Origin of the sequence: Yoonia sp. 208BN28-4 (assembly GCF_037543925.1) — a bacterium.
Lineage (GTDB): Bacteria > Pseudomonadota > Alphaproteobacteria > Rhodobacterales > Rhodobacteraceae > Yoonia.
Map to the genome: position 1 here is coordinate 195,141 of NZ_JBBIFY010000002.1, position 17,205 is coordinate 212,345.

Sequence of the window (17,205 nt, forward strand, 5' to 3'; positions counted from 1 at the left end):
CAACTTCATTTGGCCAAAACAACTCCCGCCGGAGGCACCATGACCTATCCAACCCAACCCAAAGCCAGCCACTTTATTGGTGGCCAATATGTCGAAGACACCGCGGGCGAGGTGATCGAGGTGATTTACCCCGCAACCGGCGCCGTGATTGCCACCCTGCACGCGGCGACCCCTGCGATTGTCGATCAGGCGCTGACGTCCGCGAAAAATGCCCAAGCTGCATGGGCCGCGATGACAGGGACAGAGCGGGGCCGCGTGCTGCGCCGCGCTGCTGATATCATGCGCGAACGGAACCACGATCTGTCGGTGCTGGAAACTCACGACACGGGCAAACCCTATCAGGAAACGTCCGTCGTTGATGCGACCTCAGGGGCCGACGCGCTGGAATACTTCGGCGGTTTGGCTGCTGCAATCACGGGTGAGCATATCCAGCTGGGTGAGAATTTTGTCTATACCCGCCGCGAGGCGCTGGGCGTCTGCGTGGGCATCGGTGCGTGGAACTATCCCACGCAGATTGCTTGCTGGAAGGGCGCGCCAGCGCTGGCTTGCGGCAATACGATGGTCTTCAAACCCTCCGAGATGACACCGCTCTGCGCGCTGAAAGTTGCGGAAATCCTACACGAGGCGGGTGCGCCGGCTGGCGTCTATAACGTCATTCAGGGCTATGGCGCGGTGGGTGCTTCTCTCGTCACAGACAGTCGTGTCGACAAGGTCTCCCTGACAGGCTCCGTGCCCACGGGCAAGAAAGTTTACGCCGCTGCTGCCGAAGGTATCCGCCATGTGACCATGGAATTGGGTGGCAAGTCTCCGATGGTGATCTTTGATGACGCTGATCTGGAAAACGCGGTCTCCGGCGCGATCTTGGGCAACTTCTATTCCACAGGGCAGGTCTGTTCCAACGGGACGCGGGTGTTTGTGCAGAAGGGCATTAAAGACGCGTTCCTGAAGCGCCTGACCGAAAGGCTTGAGGGTGTGAAGATGGGTGATCCGCTGGACGAGACCGTCAATTTCGGACCGATGGTCTCGGATAAACAGCGACAGATCGTGCTGGGCTATATCAAAAAAGGTGTCGCTGAAGGCGCCCGCTTGGTCACCGGCGGACAAGAGGTGGACGGAGACGGCTTCTTTATCCAGCCAACCGTCTTTGCCGATGTGACGGACGATATGACCATTGCCCGCGAAGAGATTTTCGGCCCCGTTCTGTCGGTGCTCGATTTCGAAACCGAGGAAGAGGCGCTGACACGCGCCAATGCCACCGAGTTTGGTCTGGCGGCTGGCGTGTTCACAAACGACCTGACCCGCGCGCACCGCATGGTCGCAGGGTTCGAGGCGGGAACGTGCTATATCAACACCTTCAATCTGGCGCCCGTCGAAGCGCCGTTTGGTGGGTCGAAGCTTTCGGGTGTAGGACGGGAAAACTCCAAGGCCGCGATCGAGCATTATTCCCAGATCAAGGGTGTCTATGTGGGGATGGGAGACGTGGAAGCGCCGTTTTAGCCGTGGCGTGACCTGCCGGAGTGCTTCCGCACATTTTTGATATTGCCAGCATCGCGTGATCGCCCGGATCGGTGGATGTGGTGCCGGTTTCGGGCGATGGCCCATCTGCAATGAGGTGCTTGAGGGATCAGAGTGATCCTCAAGTCACCAGCCCGAGGGTTTTGCGAGTCTCAGACGCGTCAAGGACGGGCCATGCAAGCATGGTCGCCTGCGGCGATCCTTGACCCGCCAGAGAATCGCGAAGAGGACGACGGACATGAACGCGGATTATGTGATTGTGGGTGCGGGCAGCGCGGGCTGCGCGATGGCCTACAGGCTGGCCGAAGCGGGTCAGCAGGTGCTTGTGATCGAACACGGTGGCTGGGACGGCGGGCCGTTCATCCAGATGCCAGCGGCCTTGTCCTATCCGATGAATATGAAAACCTATGACTGGGGGATGCGCACTGAGCCCGAGCCTCATCTGGGCGGGCGCAGTCTTGTCACGCCACGCGGCAAGGTCATCGGCGGGTCGTCGTCGATCAACGGGATGATCTATGTGCGCGGGCACGCGCGGGATTTTGATCACTGGGCAGAGAGCGGGGCGGCGGGCTGGAGCTATGCTGATGTGCTGCCGTATTACAAGCGGATGGAGCATTGGCATTCGGGCGGGCATGGCGGCGATCCCGCATGGCGCGGCAAAGACGGTCCGTTGCACATCACGCGCGGCCCCCGCAAGAACCCGCTGACCCGCGCCTTTGTCGAGGCGGGACGGCAGGCGGGCTATCAGGTCACAGGCGATTACAATGGCGAGCAACAAGAGGGGTTTGGCCCCTTTGACGCCACCATCTGGAAGGGGCGGCGCTGGTCGGCGGCAAACGCCTATCTGCGCCCGGCGCTCAAGCGGCCCAACTGCACATTGATCCGCGCCTTTGCCCGCAAGGTGGTGATTGAAGACGGGCGTGCCGTTGGTGTCGAGGTGGACATCAAGGGCAAGACCGAGGTGATCCGCGCCAACCGCGAGGTGATCATTGCCGCATCATCGCTTAACTCGCCGAAGCTCTTGATGCTGTCCGGCATCGGGCCTGCGGCACATCTGGCCGAACATGGCATCGACGTTGTCGCCGACCGCGCGGGCGTGGGGCAGAACCTGCAGGACCATCTTGAGCTTTATATCCAGCAAGCCGCGATCAAGCCTGTTTCGTTGTTCAAATACTGGACCTTGCTCTGGAAAAGCCGGATCGGCTTTGAGTGGCTGGTGCGCAAAACTGGGCTTGGCACATCCAACCAGTTTGAAAGCGCGGGCTTCATCCGGTCAAAGGCGGGTATCGACTATCCCGATATCCAGTTCCATTTCCTGCCCATTGCGGTGCGCTATGACGGGCAGGTCGCCGCCGAAGGGCATGGCTATCAGGCGCATGTGGGACCGATGCGGTCCGTCTCGCGGGGCGAGGTCACCTTGCGATCCGCTGATCCGCACGAGAACCCGAAAATCCTGTTTAACTACATGTCCGATCCCACTGATTGGCAAGACTTCCGCACCTGTATCCGACTGACCCGCGAAATTTTCGGGCAGGACGCGTTCAAGCCGTATCGCGGCCACGAAATTCAACCGGGCGAAGATGCGCAAAGCGATGAAGCACTTGATGCGTTTATCAAAGAGCATGTGGAAAGCGCCTATCACCCTTGCGGGACCTGCAAGATGGGTGCCGCCGATGATCCGATGGCGGTTGTTGATCCGCAGGCCCGTGTGATCGGTGTGGAGGGACTACGCGTGGCCGACAGTTCGATCTTTCCGCGCATCACCAACGGGAACCTGAACGGCCCGTCGATTATGGTGGGCGAGAAAGTGTCGGACCACATTCTGGGGCGCGCGCCGCTGGCGCCGTCTAACGACGCGCCTTGGATCCACCCTAACTGGCAGACGCAGCAACGCTAGGGGGTCAGTTCGCCGCCGCGTTTTCCAACCGCCACTGCGCTGCCGCGCGTTGGGCATCAGCGGCGGCTTTCTCCTCGGCGAGGATTGCGTTTTGCGCGGCTTGGGCTGTGGCAATATCGGCGGCTTGAGCGGCGGCTGCGGTTGCGTGCATGGCGGTGGCCTCGGCAGCGAGCCGCTCGATTTCTGCCGTGGCGATCCGGTCGCGCTGTGCGTTGTCGCGGGCGATCGTGTGGCCCCAGTTTAGCCCGACCAGCAGGCTGGTTGCCAATGCGACCACGGCCACAAAAACGCGCGTTTTGTCGTAGGTCACAGGCTTGGCTGGTGCGCTGCGTTCCTCCTTGCCGTCGCCGTTATCGTCCCCTGTGGCAGTGGCGGTCATAATCGTCGGGCTGGCGCGGGCGGTAAGGCTGTCTTCGGTGGCAAAAACCGCGCTCATCAAGGACGTGCTGCCGTATTCAACGCGTGTCTGGACGCGTGACATTGTGGCGGGGCGCGGTGGTCCACCCTCGGTCTGTATCGGGGCCTCTTCGGTTTCGCGCTCGACTACCTCGGTCTTGCCGGGAACCTGCAAGGTTGACCCAAGATAGGCGAGGGCGGCGGCAAGCAGGGCGGGCATGGCCTGCGCCAGACCGCTGCCGTCGATCATGCCAAACGTCATGCCAAACACGATCCCGGTGATGCCGAAGCTGACCGCGATGCCAAAAATCAGGCTCTTGCTGTTGCCGGACTTGCGGGTGATCACGACGAAGAAAATGGCCAGCGCGATGGCAAAGAGCACGGGGCCAAGCGGCACAATCATGCGGACAAGTGATGCAAATAGATCGGACCAAACCATCGGCTGCTCCTGTCAAAAATGGAATAAAATACGTTAAATCACTTGATATGGTAGCATATCGCGGCGGTTCGGGTCCACCTTTAGGTTGCGTTCCAACGGCGGCACGGCCCGTTGGTGGCAGTTGGGCCGTTCGCAAATCCGGCACGATATGCCGATGGGTTCATAGGCGGCATCGGTGTCGATATTCATGTGATCGGCATAAACCAACGCGCCGGCGTGCTGCACTTCGCATCCCAGACCGATGGCATAGCGACGGGTTGGTGCGTGGTAAGAGCCGCCCGTTTTGCTGACATCGCGGGCAAGACAGAAATACCGCACACCATCAGGGGTCTGGGCCAGTTGGCGCAGAAATTGTCCAGGCGTTTCGAACGCACGATGAACGTTCCACAGCGGGCAGGCACCACCGTAGCGGGCAAACTGAAGCGTTGTGGCGGAATGGCGTTTGGTGATGGTGCCAGCCTGATCGACGCGCACAAAGAAGAATGGAATGCCCTTGGCACCGGTGCGCTGCAGCGTGGACAGGCGGTGCGCGACCTGTTCCAGCGATGCGCCAAAGCGGGCAGACAACAGTTCAAGATCGTGGCGCGTGTCTTGTGTGGCTTGCAGGAACGCGGTGTAGGGCATGAGGGCGGCACCGGCAAAATAGTTTGCCAGCCCGACCTTGGCGATGCTGCGTGCGGCATCGGACTGAAAACGCGCCAGATCAAGTGTCGCCTCAAGCAGATCGTCCTGCGTGCTCAGCGCCAGTTGCAGCAACAGTTGAAACGTGCGGGTGGCAGTAGCTGCGTCGCGTGACAGGGTCAGCGTTTTGGTTGCCGGATCGAAGTGACGCAACTGGTCGGTGTGGGCCAGATTGATGGTAAAGCCGCGATCCTCCAACGTGGTTTGCGCGGCCTGCGCCACAGACTGGCCAGCGCGGGCGCGTGTGCTGAATTGCTCGGCGGCGCGGTCAACGGCGTCGATGTAGTTGTCGCAGTAGTGGAAAAAGTCGCGCACTTCCTCCCACGGGCTGGGGGCGGGGCGCGCGTCTTCGCGGCCCAAAGCCTCGTCCAGTGATGCGAGACGTTCGTGGGTTTGTTTGTAGCCGCGATGCAGGTCCAGAAAGGCCCGCGCCAGCGTTGGCGCATTGGCGGCAGCAAGGCGCAGGTCGGCAAGCGCCGGTGCGGGGCCGGTAAAGACCGGATCGGCCAAAGCCTCTTTCATGTCGCTGACAAGGCGGGCCTCATCCGCTGATTCAAGTTCGCTGACGTCAAAGTCAAAGGTGTCGGCCAGACCAACCAGCACTTTGGTGCTAATCGGGCGGTTGTTGTTTTCCATCTGGTTGAGATAGGGGACAGACACGCCCAGCCTGTCTGAAAACGCCCGTTGCGTCAGGCCAGCACGCCCGCGCAATTCGCGCAGCTTTGCGCCCGCATAGATTTTCTGCATTGCCATGTCATGACCCCAGCCCGTTCGGGCAGAGTTTGCAACATCGCGTGCGAAGTTTGCAAATTAAATGGTGGTTTTTGCTTCGCGCCAGATCACAAACAGGATCGCGCCCAGCGATGCAAGGCTGGTCAGGAACATGATGATCTGAAGCGGGATCGCGCCATAGGCCGGATTAAGAAAGGCACCCGCGATTGCCGACAATGCCGCGCCACCACCAATCATGATCGCCCCGCTGAGCCCGCTGGCAGTGCCTGCCAGATGCGGGCGCACCGACAGGGTGCCAGCCATCACATTCGGCAGGATCAGACCATTGCCCAGACCCAGAAACGTGCAAAATCCGAAGAACAACATGGCAGAGTTATATCCCAGCAAGGCCAGCACCATGCCCAGCCCGATCCCGCCGGTGATGACGATGGACCCGATCAGCGCCATCTTGTTGATCCCCAGCCGGACAGAGAACCGCCCCGACAGGAAGTTTCCTGTCGCATAGCCAATAGCGGGAATCCCTAGGGTGATACCGGTCCAGAGCGGTGACAGGTTAAAGACTGTGCCAGCCACAAACGACGACCCGCCCAGAAATGCAAAGAACGCACCCGACGCAAAGGCAGAGGCCAGCGAATAGCCCCAGAATCGAGGCGAGCGCAAAAGCTCCGGATAGGCTTTCACTTGATCGCGGAAGGTCATGCCGCCAGCGGCAACCGTTTCGCCCTGATCCTTAAAGCACAAGGCCAGCACGCCAAGCCCCGCAATCGTGAGCAACACAAAGGTCGCGCGCCAGTCGAACAACTGGTCCATCAGGCCGCCAATCATCGGGCCGAACATCGGCACGAGCGCCATACCCATTGTGACATAGCCGATCATCGATGCTGCCTGATCCTGCGGCACCATATCGCGCACAATGGCTCGGCTAAGAACGATGCCAGCGGCAACGATGGCCTGACACATGCGAAAGACCAAAAACATCTCAATCGTGGTGGACAGCATCGCGCCAATCGTGGCGACGACATAAATCGCAAGGGCCGATAGCACCACGCGCCTGCGCCCGAAGCGGTCTGCAACAGGGCCGATGAAAAGCTGCATAAAGGCCGTAGCAAACAGATAGCCCGAAATCGACAGCTGCATGATGCCGTAGGACGTGTCGAAATAGGTCGCCATGCCGTTCAATGACGGCACAAAGATCGACATATTCAACGCAGAAATACCTGCCAGCAGGATCAGTGTCGAAATATGGGGCGGGGTGCTCCGGTCCAGAAAACGGACGGTGGGTGCGGTGGTCATACCTCTTGCTAGGCTTCATGGCGCGGGGTGTCCATGTCGATTTTTACCGGATGGTCGAATTTTCCGTAGTTTGCGGTTTTGCAAATCCAGTGGCTAGTCTGTGGAAAAGTTTGCAAATTACAGGTTTCGCGGAAAACCTGATCTGATAGATTGGACTGCATACCAGCACGTCATCAGGGGCATGATCCGCATGAGCATTTTGCAAGAACTCGAAGATCGCCGCGCGGTTGCGCGTATGGGCGGTGGGCAGCGCCGGATTGATGCGCAACACGCCAAGGGCAAGCTGACCGCCCGCGAGCGCATCGCGCTTTTGCTTGATGACGACAGCTTTGAAGAATTTGATATGTTCGTGGCGCACCGCTGCACTGATTTCGGGATGGAGGCAGAGCGCCCGCCCGGCGATGGCGTTGTGACAGGCTGGGGCACGATCAATGGCCGGATGGTCTATGTCTACAGTCAGGATTTTACCGTCTTTGGCGGGTCGCTGTCCGAAACGCATGCGCAGAAAATCTGCAAGATCATGGATATGGCGGTGCAGAATGGTGCGCCAGTCATTGGACTGAACGATTCCGGTGGTGCGCGTATTCAAGAGGGCGTTGCATCGCTTGCCGGATATGCCGAGGTGTTCCAGCGCAACATTATGGCATCGGGTGTGGTGCCGCAGATCAGCGTGATCATGGGGCCATGTGCGGGCGGTGCCGTGTATAGCCCCGCGATGACCGACTTTATCTTCATGGTCAAAGACACGTCTTATATGTTTGTGACCGGCCCTGACGTGGTCAAAACAGTGACGAACGAAGTGGTGACAGCAGAAGAACTGGGCGGTGCGACGACCCACACCAAGAAATCATCCGTCGCGGATGGTGCGTTTGAAAACGATGTAGAGGCGCTGATCGAAGTGCGCCGTCTGGTGGACATGCTGCCGCTGAACAATCGTCAGAAGCCACCCGTGCGTCCGTTCTTTGATGATGTAAACCGGATCGAGGAAAGCCTTGATACGCTGATCCCGGACAACGCCAACACCCCCTATGACATGAAAGAGCTGATCCACAAGCTGGGCGATGAGGGTGATTTTTTCGAAATTCAGGAAGATTTTGCCAAGAATATCCTGACGGGGTTCATCCGGCTGGAAGGCTCGACCGTGGGTGTTGTCGCGAACCAGCCGATGGTGCTGGCGGGCTGTCTGGATATCGACAGCAGCCGCAAGGCCGCGCGGTTTGTACGGTTCTGCGATGCGTTCGAAATTCCGATCCTGACGCTGGTCGACGTGCCGGGCTTCTTGCCGGGGACCGGGCAGGAATATGGTGGCGTGATCAAGCACGGGGCGAAACTGCTGTTCGCTTACGGTGAGGCGACAGTGCCGAAGGTGACAGTGATCACGCGCAAGGCCTATGGCGGCGCATATGACGTGATGGCATCAAAGCATCTGCGCGGTGATTTCAACTACGCCTGGCCCACAGCCGAGATCGCGGTGATGGGGGCCAAGGGTGCGACAGAGATCATCCACCGCGCCGATCTGGGCGATGCGGATAAGATCGCGGCGCATACAAAGGATTACGAGGACCGCTTTGCCAATCCGTTTGTGGCGGCGGAAAAAGGGTTTATCGACGAGGTGATCATGCCGCAATCAACGCGCAAGCGCGTGTGTCGTGCCTTTGCATCGCTGCGCGGTAAAAGCCTGCAAAACCCGTGGAAAAAGCACGATAACATTCCGCTTTGAGCGGGAAATGATTTGCGCCGCCTATTGCGTCGCCAGAGGGGGTGGCCCGTGCCGGGCCACTTGGGGGCAAGCCCCCAAACCCCCGCGATACGTTGGATCAAGATAAGGAGGGCCGCAGCGTGACAGACCAGACATTCCAGATCTCGCATGTGGGCGATGCTCCTTTTGAGGGGCAGGGGCTGCGGGCGTTCTTTGAATACCGCCAGATGGGAATCGATGATGCGACCGGTGGCGATTTCAACGCCCATGTGATCCGTGCCGTGCCTGGGCGCGACAGCGAAGGGGCGTGGCATTCCCACAAGCTGGATTTCCAAATGGTTTACGTCACCAAGGGCTGGGTCATTTTTGAATATGCGGGGCAGGGCGAGCATATCTTGCGCGAAGGGTCCTGCGTGCTGCAACCGCCCGGCATTGTGCACCGCGAAGTGCGCCATTCGCCTGATATGGAGCTGATCGAAATCACAAGCCCGGCCGTGTTTGAAACCGTGCCCGAGGAGGCACCGTCGTGATCCGTATCCTTGCCATTGCTGCGGTGCTTGCGGCGCCGGTCGCTGACGCGCAAGAGGTTGTTGTGCCATCGGGCCTCTCCATCGTGTTGCAGGAAATCCGGCTGGAAGAAGAACCGCGCAAGATGGCGCGCTTTCGCTTTGTTGCGCCTGCCATCAAGGGCGGCGCAGTCGCATTCGCCGATCTGGTGGATGATGTGGATTTCCTATGTGCCGAAGTCGTACTGCCGGGGCTGGCCGACAATGGCTGGACCGATGGCAACGTGGTGATCTCGCTGGCCGAAGTGCCGACGGAATTTGGCACGCCTGCGCCGGACATCACCCAGTATTTTCAACCTTACCGCGTCGTTGACGGCGCCTGCATCTGGGAGCCGTTTTGATGGGGCGCGCGTCACTACCTGATATGGAAAAGCACCGTGGATTTCCCGGGCGTCTGCCGGGCACGGATTTTCAGTTCACGATCCGCCGTCCGGCCAAGGAAGGTGCCACGGCACTGGTCGAGCGCGAGCGGTTCCCCGACCGGCGGCCTGCCGACCGGCGTGCGGACGCAGGGTTCATGCAAGCCTTGTGGGAGCATTTTGGTGAGGAGCCGTTTGTGCGTGGCAATCTGGATGCGGGGCGATTGGGCTGGCTTCTGGGCCGCGAAGTGGTGCCTGCCGAAGACCCGTTTGATCCGGCCAGTTATGACGCGCTGCTGCGCATTGATGTGGACCGCATGCGCATCAGCTTTCCAGAGGTGGCAGGCACATGACCCAAGTGGCCGTCGGCAGTTTTCCGCTTTCGACCTGCGATTTCCGGCAGGTTTTGGCGCATTTTGGCGACACGCGCACGAAACGCTATGCGCCTGCGCGATTTGCAATGAACGTAAACCCTGTAGCCGCGCATCCCAGCAACACAGCGGCTGCAAATTGTCTAAACCGTTACCCTTCCCCAAACCGGTCTGAGCCCCACAGGCTTGGGCCGGTTTCCCTTTTTGGCGTGGTTTTTGCCCGTGTCAGGCCGCTTTTTGCCTGTCTAATGGTATGGAAATCCACCGTTATTGGATATCAACGCAACATTTGCCTTGATGTTGGCGAGCAGAACAGTGAGTCTGCCCCCACAACATATCTTAACAGAGGCAATCTATCATGCTTAAAGTATCTACCGTATTCGCTGCTATCGCCGTTGTCGGCCTGTCGGCTTGTTCCGGCATCAACACCAACGGTGAGCGCGCGCTTGTCGGCGCAGGCATTGGCTGTGTCGCTGGCGAAGCTATTGCCGGCAGCAACTGCACCGAAGGCGCGCTGGCTGGCGGTCTCGCAGGCGCACTGGCCCGCGACGTCACAGGTCGCTAAGACATCCATCCAGCCTCGGCTGGTTCAATTCGAACGCCGTCAGAGCAATGCTCTGGCGGCGTTTTTTCGTTCAAAGGACTGCAACTGATGTTCAAGAAAATCCTGATCGCCAACCGTGGCGAAATCGCCTGTCGCGTTATAAAGACGGCCCGCAAGATGGGCATCCAGACGGTAGCGATTTATTCAGATGCGGACCGCAACGCGCTGCACGTCAAGATGGCGGACGAGGCGGTGCATATCGGCCCAGCACCAGCGAACCAGTCCTATATCGTCATCGACAAGGTGATGGATGCGATCAAACAGACGGGGGCCGAAGCCGTGCACCCCGGTTACGGTTTTTTGTCCGAAAACAGCAAGTTCGCCGAAGCTCTTGAAGCGGCTGGCGTTGCCTTTATCGGCCCGCCCAAGGGCGCGATCGAGGCGATGGGTGACAAGATTACCTCCAAGAAGCTGGCGCAAGAGGCGAATGTGTCCACCGTGCCGGGCTACATGGGCCTGATCGAAGATGCCGACGAGGCGGTGAAAATCTCGAACGAGGTTGGCTATCCCGTGATGATCAAGGCCAGCGCTGGCGGCGGCGGTAAAGGCATGCGCATCGCGTGGAACGATGACGAGGCGCGCGAGGGCTTCCAGTCGTCCAAGAACGAGGCGGCAAATAGCTTTGGTGACGACCGGATTTTCATTGAGAAGTTTGTGACCCAGCCGCGCCACATCGAAATTCAGGTGCTGTGCGACAGCCACGGCAACGCGGTTTACCTGCACGAGCGCGAGTGTTCGATCCAGCGCCGGAACCAGAAGGTGATCGAAGAGGCGCCTTCGCCGTTTCTGGACGAGGCCACGCGCAAGGCGATGGGCGAACAGTCTGTCGCGCTGGCGCAGGCTGTGGATTACACCAGTGCGGGCACGGTAGAATTCATCGTGGACGGCGACCGCAACTTTTACTTCCTTGAAATGAACACCCGTTTGCAGGTGGAACACCCCGTGACCGAACTGATCACGGGCGTTGATCTGGTCGAACAGATGATCCGCGTGGCTTACGGCGAGGCGCTGCCGTTCAAGCAGGATGACCTTAAAATTAACGGCTGGGCGATGGAAAGTCGCCTTTACGCCGAAGACCCCTATCGCGGGTTCCTGCCGTCCATTGGTCGCCTGACCCGCTACCGTCCACCTGCGGAGGAGCACACCAAAATGCGTGCTGTGCGCAACGACACCGGCGTCTATGAGGGCGGCGAGATCAGCATGTATTATGACCCGATGATCGCCAAGCTGTGCACATGGGGACCGGACCGCGCCACTGCGATTGAAGAGATGCGCCTTGCGCTGGACGGGTTCGAGGTTGAAGGCATCGGGCATAACCTGCCGTTTCTGGCCGCTGTCTATGACCACCCGAAATTCACATCCGGCAATATGACCACGGCGTTCATCGAGGAAGAATATCCCGAAGGGTTCGACGGGGTTGAGCTGCCGCAGGCCGATTTGCTGCGCATTGCGGCTGCCGCCTCTGCCATGCACCGCGTGGCCGAGATTAGGCGCACGCGCGTATCGGGGCGTATGGACAACCACGAACGCAAGGTCGGCTCTGACTGGGTGGTAAACCTGCAAGGGCATTCGCTTCCCGCGACGATTGCGGCGGACCACGCGGGTGCGACAGTTGCGATTGGCGATGACACGTTCCGCGTAGAAAGCGACTGGACCCCGGGACAGCCCTTGGCGCGACTGACTGTGGATGGCACGCCGCTGGTGCTGAAGGTCGCCAAAATCCCCGGCGGCTTCCGTGTCCGCTATCGCGGTGCGGATATGCCGGTGCAAATTTTCACGCCGCTCCAAGCGGAACTGGCCACGCACATGCCCGAGAAAATCGCGGCTGATACGTCCAAGCTGCTGCTGTGTCCGATGCCCGGCCTGATCGTATCGGTAAATGTGGCCGAAGGCGACGAGGTGCAGGAAGGGCAGGCGCTGTGCACCGTCGAGGCGATGAAGATGGAAAACATCCTGCGCGCCGAACGCAAAGGCACCGTGTCCAAAGTGAACGCCACGGCGGGCGACAGTCTGGCGGTGGACGACATCATCATGGAATTTGAGTGAGCTTTCTGGCTGGCATATGGGCTTGGCTTGCCGCGATTGATCCGCGGATATGGCAGGCTGTGCTGGCCGGTTTCTTTGTGGCGACGGGCTGGGTCTATAATGGCCGTCGCAACCGGCGCGAGGCGGCAGCACTGCGGGCGGAACGCTTGCGTGACGTGCATCGCGCGCTTTTCGCCGAGATCGGCGCGAACCTGTCCAATATGGAGTCGCGCGAAGCGATCTTTGCTGGTCGTGACAGGATTTTACAACGGATGCAGGAAGACCGGACTTATCATCCGTTCATCGTGCAGGAACACAAAAGCAATGTCTTTGATGCGATTGTAGGCGACATCCATGTCCTGCCACGATCATCGATTGATGCGGTTGTGGCCTACTACGCCCAGCTTTCGACCATTCGCAGCATGGTCACCGACCTGCGCAGCAAAGACGTGCGCGATCTGTCGCTGGACCGTCGCGAGGCGCTTTACCGTGATTATATCGAATTGCGTGCGCAGACCTTTGAATATGGCAACTTCGCGTTGGCCATGATCGACGCCTATTCACAAGGAGGGGCAGAGGCCGCGAAAGCAGCCGCGCAAAGGCTTAGTAGCCTTCCGTCCGCGCCCCCGTCCGACCCGTGACCGGGATGGGCGTATATGGCGGCAGCTTTGGCAATGGTGCGTTTGCTTTGTCAGACATGATGTGTCCTCCTGCCATCAATATAACCGCAAAGTCCGGTGTTTTCAATAACAAGCGCTATTCGTTGCCCAGACGGCGGTTGTTTACCTCTTGCAGGCGCAACGGCATTTTATCGATGGAGCGGGACAGCTCTCGAATGCCCCACGGCGCGGGCTTGCGCAGCTCTACCCGACCGTCTTTGGACAAAAGCGCCAGCATGAACCCGCGCGGGCGTAATTGCAGGCGCGCATCACTTGGATTGGCCGGATCCGTGTCCGTGATGATGATCACATCGCGTTCTTCCAGCAATTCGGTGCGTTCCAACAGCAGCGACATTTGTTGTTCAAACTGCGGGTCATTGGGCGACTGCGCGAAAACGATCACGGGCCGCGCCTCCCAGATGAGATCGTCAAGATTGACATCGGCTGCGTTAAAAATGGTTGCATGGTCCGCACGCCATTCTTCGAGCACGTTAACCTCTTGCGCGGCAACGGGTGAGGCAAGCAGGGCGGCGGCAGCGATGCCGTTGATGAGAAACTGTTTCATACCCTTCAACATAGTATCGCAAGTCGCGTTTGCTAAGATTTCGGGCGCGATATGCGTCATTTTTCCGCAATTTATCAAAGGCACAGTCAGATTGGTCGTCTGCCGCGCTGTTGTGACACCTCACACCACCTTTAATCACACAAGACACAAACCGGGCGACTGGCCGCGTAACCGCGTAGCCACCCCCTGACGGGAGATGACGATGGGACAAAAGAAAGACTGGTCCGAAATTGCAGCCAAGGAGCTGCGTGGCAAATCATTGGAAAGCCTCACATGGGACACGCTGGAGGGGATTCCCGTTCAGCCGCTTTATACAGCCGAGGACGTGGCAGAGCTGCCGCATATGGGCGGCATTCCGGGGCAGGCACCCTACACGCGCGGTGTGAAAGCCACGATGTATGCGGGCCGCCCTTGGACCATCCGGCAATATGCGGGGTTCTCTACGGCTGAAGAATCCAATGCGTTCTACCGCGCCGCCTTGGCTGGTGGTCAGCAGGGTGTCTCTGTGGCCTTCGATCTGGCGACGCACCGCGGCTATGATAGCGATCACGAGCGGGTTGAAGGTGACGTGGGCAAGGCCGGTGTGGCCATCGATAGCGTTGAGGATATGAAGATCCTGTTTGACGGCATTCCGCTGGATAAAGTCAGCGTTTCCATGACGATGAACGGCGCAGTTATTCCAATTCTGGCCAATTTCATCGTCGCCGGAGAAGAGCAGGGCCACGATGTGTCGGTCCTGTCGGGCACCATTCAGAACGATATTCTGAAAGAATTTATGGTCCGCAACACCTACGTTTATCCGCCTGAACCTTCGATGCGGATCATCGCGGATATTATTGAATATACGTCCGGCAACATGCCGAAATTCAACAGCATTTCGATCTCTGGCTACCATATGCAAGAGGCGGGCGCGAACCTTGTGCAGGAACTGGCGTTCACGATTGCTGACGGGCGCGAATACGTGCGCACCGCGATCAAAGCGGGCATGGATGTGGACAAGTTCGCGCCGCGCCTGTCGTTCTTTTTCGCCATCGGCATGAACTTCTTCATGGAAGCGGCCAAGCTGCGCGCCGCGCGCCTGCTGTGGTCGCGGGTGATGGCGGAATTTGAACCCAAGAATGAAAAATCATCCATGCTGCGCACCCACTGCCAGACCTCTGGCGTGTCGCTGCAAGAACAGGACCCTTACAACAACGTGATCCGCACAGCCTATGAGGCGATGTCAGCGGTGCTGGGCGGTACGCAGTCGCTGCACACCAACGCGCTGGACGAGGCGATTGCGTTGCCCACCGATTTTTCAAGCCGGATCGCGCGAAATACCCAGTTGATTTTGCAGGAAGAAACCGGCGTGACCAACGTGGTCGATCCGCTGGCAGGGTCTTACTACGTCGAAAGTCTGACGCATGAGCTGGCCGAAAAGGCGTGGGCGCTGATTGAGGAAGTCGAGGAGATGGGCGGCATGACCAAGGCCGTGGCCTCTGGCATGCCCAAGCTGCGGATCGAGGAAACCGCTGCCACCCGCCAAGCGATGATCGACCGCGGGACCGAGGTGATTGTTGGCGTGAATAAATACCGCAAGGACAACGAAGACCCGATTGATATTCGCGACATTGATAACGCCGCCGTGCGTGACGCGCAGATCGCGCGGATCAACCGGACCAAAGACAGCCGCGATCAAGCCGCTTGCGATGCGGCACTGGACGAAATCACGCGCCGCGCCAATGAGGGTGGCAATCTGCTTGAGGCCGCCGTCGCCGCGTCACGCGCCCGCGCAACCGTTGGAGAGATCAGCATGGCGATGGAAAAAGCATTCGGGCGGCACCGCGCCGAGGTCAAGACGCTGGCTGGCGTCTATGGGGCCGCATATGAAGGCGACGAAGGCTTTGCCGCGATCCAGAAGTCGGTCGAACAGTTTGCTGAAGATGAGGGCCGTCGCCCGCGTATGCTGGTCGTGAAAATGGGGCAGGACGGGCATGATCGGGGTGCAAAGGTCATCGCCACCGCCTTTGCCGACATCGGCTTTGACGTGGACGTGGGCCCGCTGTTCCAGACACCGGCCGAGGCCGCGCAGGACGCGGTGGATAACGATGTGCATGTCATCGGTATTTCTTCACAGGCCGCTGGCCACAAAACACTGGCGCCAAAACTGGTTGCTGCCCTGAAAGAGGCGGGGGCCGAGGATATTCTAGTGATTTGCGGCGGTGTGATCCCGCAGCAGGACTATCAGTTTTTGTATGACGCTGGTGTCAAAGCGATCTTTGGACCGGGCACGAATATTCCTGCTGCCGCCGAAGATATCTTGCGCCTGATCAGGGAGGCGAAGGGTTAAATGTACATCTTTGATCACGTGGCCATCGGCTGCGAAAATCTGGCAGATGGTGTGGCCTGGACAGAGGAACAGTTGGGCGTGAAGCTGGTGCAAGGCGGACAGCACGTGCATTTCGGGACCCACAACATGCTGCTGGGAATGGGCGACATCTATCTTGAGGTGATCGCAAAGAACCCGGACGCAAAGCCGACGGGTCGCGCCACATGGTTCGATTTGGACAATTTCGAGGGGCCGCCGCGCCTTGCCAACTGGATTTGTCGTTCGGAAAATCCAAGTGCGGCCAGCGATATTACCGGCCCGCCGGTGCAGCTGAGCCGTGATAAACTGACGTGGGAGCTGACCGTTCCAGAGGATGGCAGCCTACCGATGCAGGGGGGATACCCGTCGCTTTTGAAGTGGGGCGAGGGGATCACGCCGCCAAGTGGCAACTTGCCTGATAGTGGGTGCCATCTGACACAGTGGATCGTGTCGCACCCCAAAGCCGAATGGCTGCGCCAGCATGTGCCGATTGATGACGCGCGGGTCAATTTTGTTAACGGCGCGCCGGGTTTTTCTGCCACCATCACGACACCTGACGGTATGCGCCACCTGTGACGGTCCGCCCTGCAAATCCACGCGACAACGCCGCGATCCGCGCCATTGTGAACGCGCTGATCCGCGACACGACAGTCACTTTTGCGCCCGATCCCAAGTCACATGACGACATTTCCCGCATTATCGATGGTCCGTGTTTTGTGGCCGAGGTGGACGGCAAGGTGCAGGGATATGCCGCCTATTTCCCGTTCCGGCCCGGTGCGGGATATGCCCGCACGGTTGAATATTCGATTGTGTTGACCCAAGCGGGGCAAGGGCGCGGGCTGGGCCGTGCGCTGCTGGATCAGGTGTGTCATCATGCGCGATCGGCAGGAAAGACCACTGTTGTTGCTGGCATAAGCGGCGAAAATACCGCCGGTTTGGCCTTTCACCGCGCGATGGGTTTTGAACAGACCGGACACCTTCCAGCCGTGGGCCACAAGTTTGGACGCGACATTGATCTGGTGATTGCGCAAAAACGGCTCTGACATTTGGTGTCAGA

Annotated in this window: 16 protein-coding genes; 12 read left to right on the forward strand and 4 right to left on the reverse strand. The window is 59.3% G+C overall.

The annotated features are described in order from the left end of the window. Positions 1–39 precede the first annotated feature (39 nt). Both betB and betA read left to right on the forward strand, forming a co-directional pair. On the forward strand, positions 40–1,497 hold the full coding sequence (gene betB / locus V8J84_RS07040; RefSeq protein ID WP_339929483.1) for a betaine-aldehyde dehydrogenase: 1,458 nt from the start codon (positions 40–42) through the stop codon (positions 1,495–1,497). A 256-nt stretch (positions 1,498–1,753) separates the two neighbouring features. Next, the gene (gene betA, locus V8J84_RS07045) at positions 1,754–3,412 is read left to right on the forward strand and encodes a choline dehydrogenase (protein WP_339929485.1); all 1,659 of its coding nucleotides are present in this window, start codon (positions 1,754–1,756) and stop codon (positions 3,410–3,412) included. Between the two features lie 4 nt (positions 3,413–3,416). Here betA and V8J84_RS07050 read toward each other — a convergent pair whose 3' ends face one another. The 3 genes from V8J84_RS07050 to V8J84_RS07060 are packed head-to-tail and all read right to left on the reverse strand — an operon-like array spanning position 3,417 to position 6,953. Next, a complete protein-coding gene (locus V8J84_RS07050) occupies positions 3,417–4,247 on the reverse strand; it encodes a hypothetical protein (protein ID WP_339929487.1) in 831 nt (276 codons plus the stop codon). A gap of 33 nt (positions 4,248–4,280) precedes the next feature. Next, a complete protein-coding gene (locus tag V8J84_RS07055; protein WP_339929489.1) occupies positions 4,281–5,681 on the reverse strand; it encodes a helix-turn-helix domain-containing protein in 1,401 nt (466 codons plus the stop codon). Positions 5,682–5,738: 57 nt separating this feature from the next. Then, positions 5,739–6,953, reverse strand: a complete 1,215-nt coding sequence (locus V8J84_RS07060; protein WP_339929491.1) for a multidrug effflux MFS transporter — start codon at positions 6,951–6,953, stop codon at positions 5,739–5,741. A 190-nt stretch (positions 6,954–7,143) separates the two neighbouring features. Here V8J84_RS07060 and V8J84_RS07065 point away from each other — a divergent pair, with 190 nt between their 5' ends. The 7 genes from V8J84_RS07065 to V8J84_RS07095 all read left to right on the forward strand — a co-directional run bounded on the left by V8J84_RS07065 (position 7,144) and on the right by V8J84_RS07095 (position 13,218). After that, on the forward strand, positions 7,144–8,673 hold the full coding sequence (locus V8J84_RS07065; protein ID WP_339929493.1) for an acyl-CoA carboxylase subunit beta: 1,530 nt from the start codon (positions 7,144–7,146) through the stop codon (positions 8,671–8,673). Between the two features lie 119 nt (positions 8,674–8,792). Further along, positions 8,793–9,182, forward strand: a complete 390-nt coding sequence (locus V8J84_RS07070; RefSeq protein WP_339929495.1) for a cupin domain-containing protein — start codon at positions 8,793–8,795, stop codon at positions 9,180–9,182. Then, positions 9,179–9,559, forward strand: a complete 381-nt coding sequence (locus tag V8J84_RS07075; RefSeq protein WP_339929497.1) for a DUF6497 family protein — start codon at positions 9,179–9,181, stop codon at positions 9,557–9,559. The genes V8J84_RS07070 and V8J84_RS07075 overlap by 4 nt, the downstream gene beginning before the upstream one ends. Before the next feature lie 23 nt (positions 9,560–9,582). Further along, positions 9,583–9,930 carry a hypothetical protein gene (locus V8J84_RS07080; RefSeq protein WP_339929499.1) on the forward strand — a complete coding sequence of 116 codons (348 nt, stop codon included), beginning with the start codon at positions 9,583–9,585 and terminating at the stop codon, positions 9,928–9,930. 376 nt (positions 9,931–10,306) lie between these two features. Beyond that, entirely contained in the window at positions 10,307–10,513 is a 207-nt protein-coding gene (locus tag V8J84_RS07085; protein WP_339929501.1) for a hypothetical protein, read from the forward strand. 87 nt (positions 10,514–10,600) lie between these two features. After that, on the forward strand, positions 10,601–12,598 hold the full coding sequence (locus V8J84_RS07090; RefSeq protein WP_339929503.1) for an acetyl/propionyl/methylcrotonyl-CoA carboxylase subunit alpha: 1,998 nt from the start codon (positions 10,601–10,603) through the stop codon (positions 12,596–12,598). Then, positions 12,595–13,218 (forward strand): hypothetical protein, encoded by a 624-nt coding sequence (locus V8J84_RS07095; RefSeq protein WP_339929505.1) that lies wholly within the window; start codon positions 12,595–12,597, stop codon positions 13,216–13,218. Before V8J84_RS07090 ends, V8J84_RS07095 begins: the two co-directional genes overlap by 4 nt. A gap of 115 nt (positions 13,219–13,333) precedes the next feature. On the opposite strand, the gene V8J84_RS07100 is transcribed toward V8J84_RS07095, so the two are convergent. Beyond that, entirely contained in the window at positions 13,334–13,801 is a 468-nt protein-coding gene (locus V8J84_RS07100) for a DUF4174 domain-containing protein (RefSeq protein ID WP_339929507.1), read from the reverse strand. A 202-nt stretch (positions 13,802–14,003) separates the two neighbouring features. On the opposite strand from V8J84_RS07100, the gene scpA reads away from it, so the two are divergent. Genes scpA through V8J84_RS07115 form a run of 3 tightly spaced genes read left to right on the forward strand, consistent with a single transcriptional unit; the run spans position 14,004 to position 17,191 of the window. Next, entirely contained in the window at positions 14,004–16,130 is a 2,127-nt protein-coding gene (scpA, locus tag V8J84_RS07105; RefSeq protein WP_339929509.1) for a methylmalonyl-CoA mutase, read from the forward strand. After that, positions 16,131–16,724, forward strand: coding sequence for a VOC family protein (locus tag V8J84_RS07110; RefSeq protein ID WP_339929511.1), 594 nt, complete (start codon positions 16,131–16,133; stop codon positions 16,722–16,724). After that, positions 16,721–17,191, forward strand: coding sequence for a GNAT family N-acetyltransferase (locus V8J84_RS07115; protein WP_339929513.1), 471 nt, complete (start codon positions 16,721–16,723; stop codon positions 17,189–17,191). The genes V8J84_RS07110 and V8J84_RS07115 overlap by 4 nt, the downstream gene beginning before the upstream one ends. Positions 17,192–17,205 lie beyond the last annotated feature (14 nt).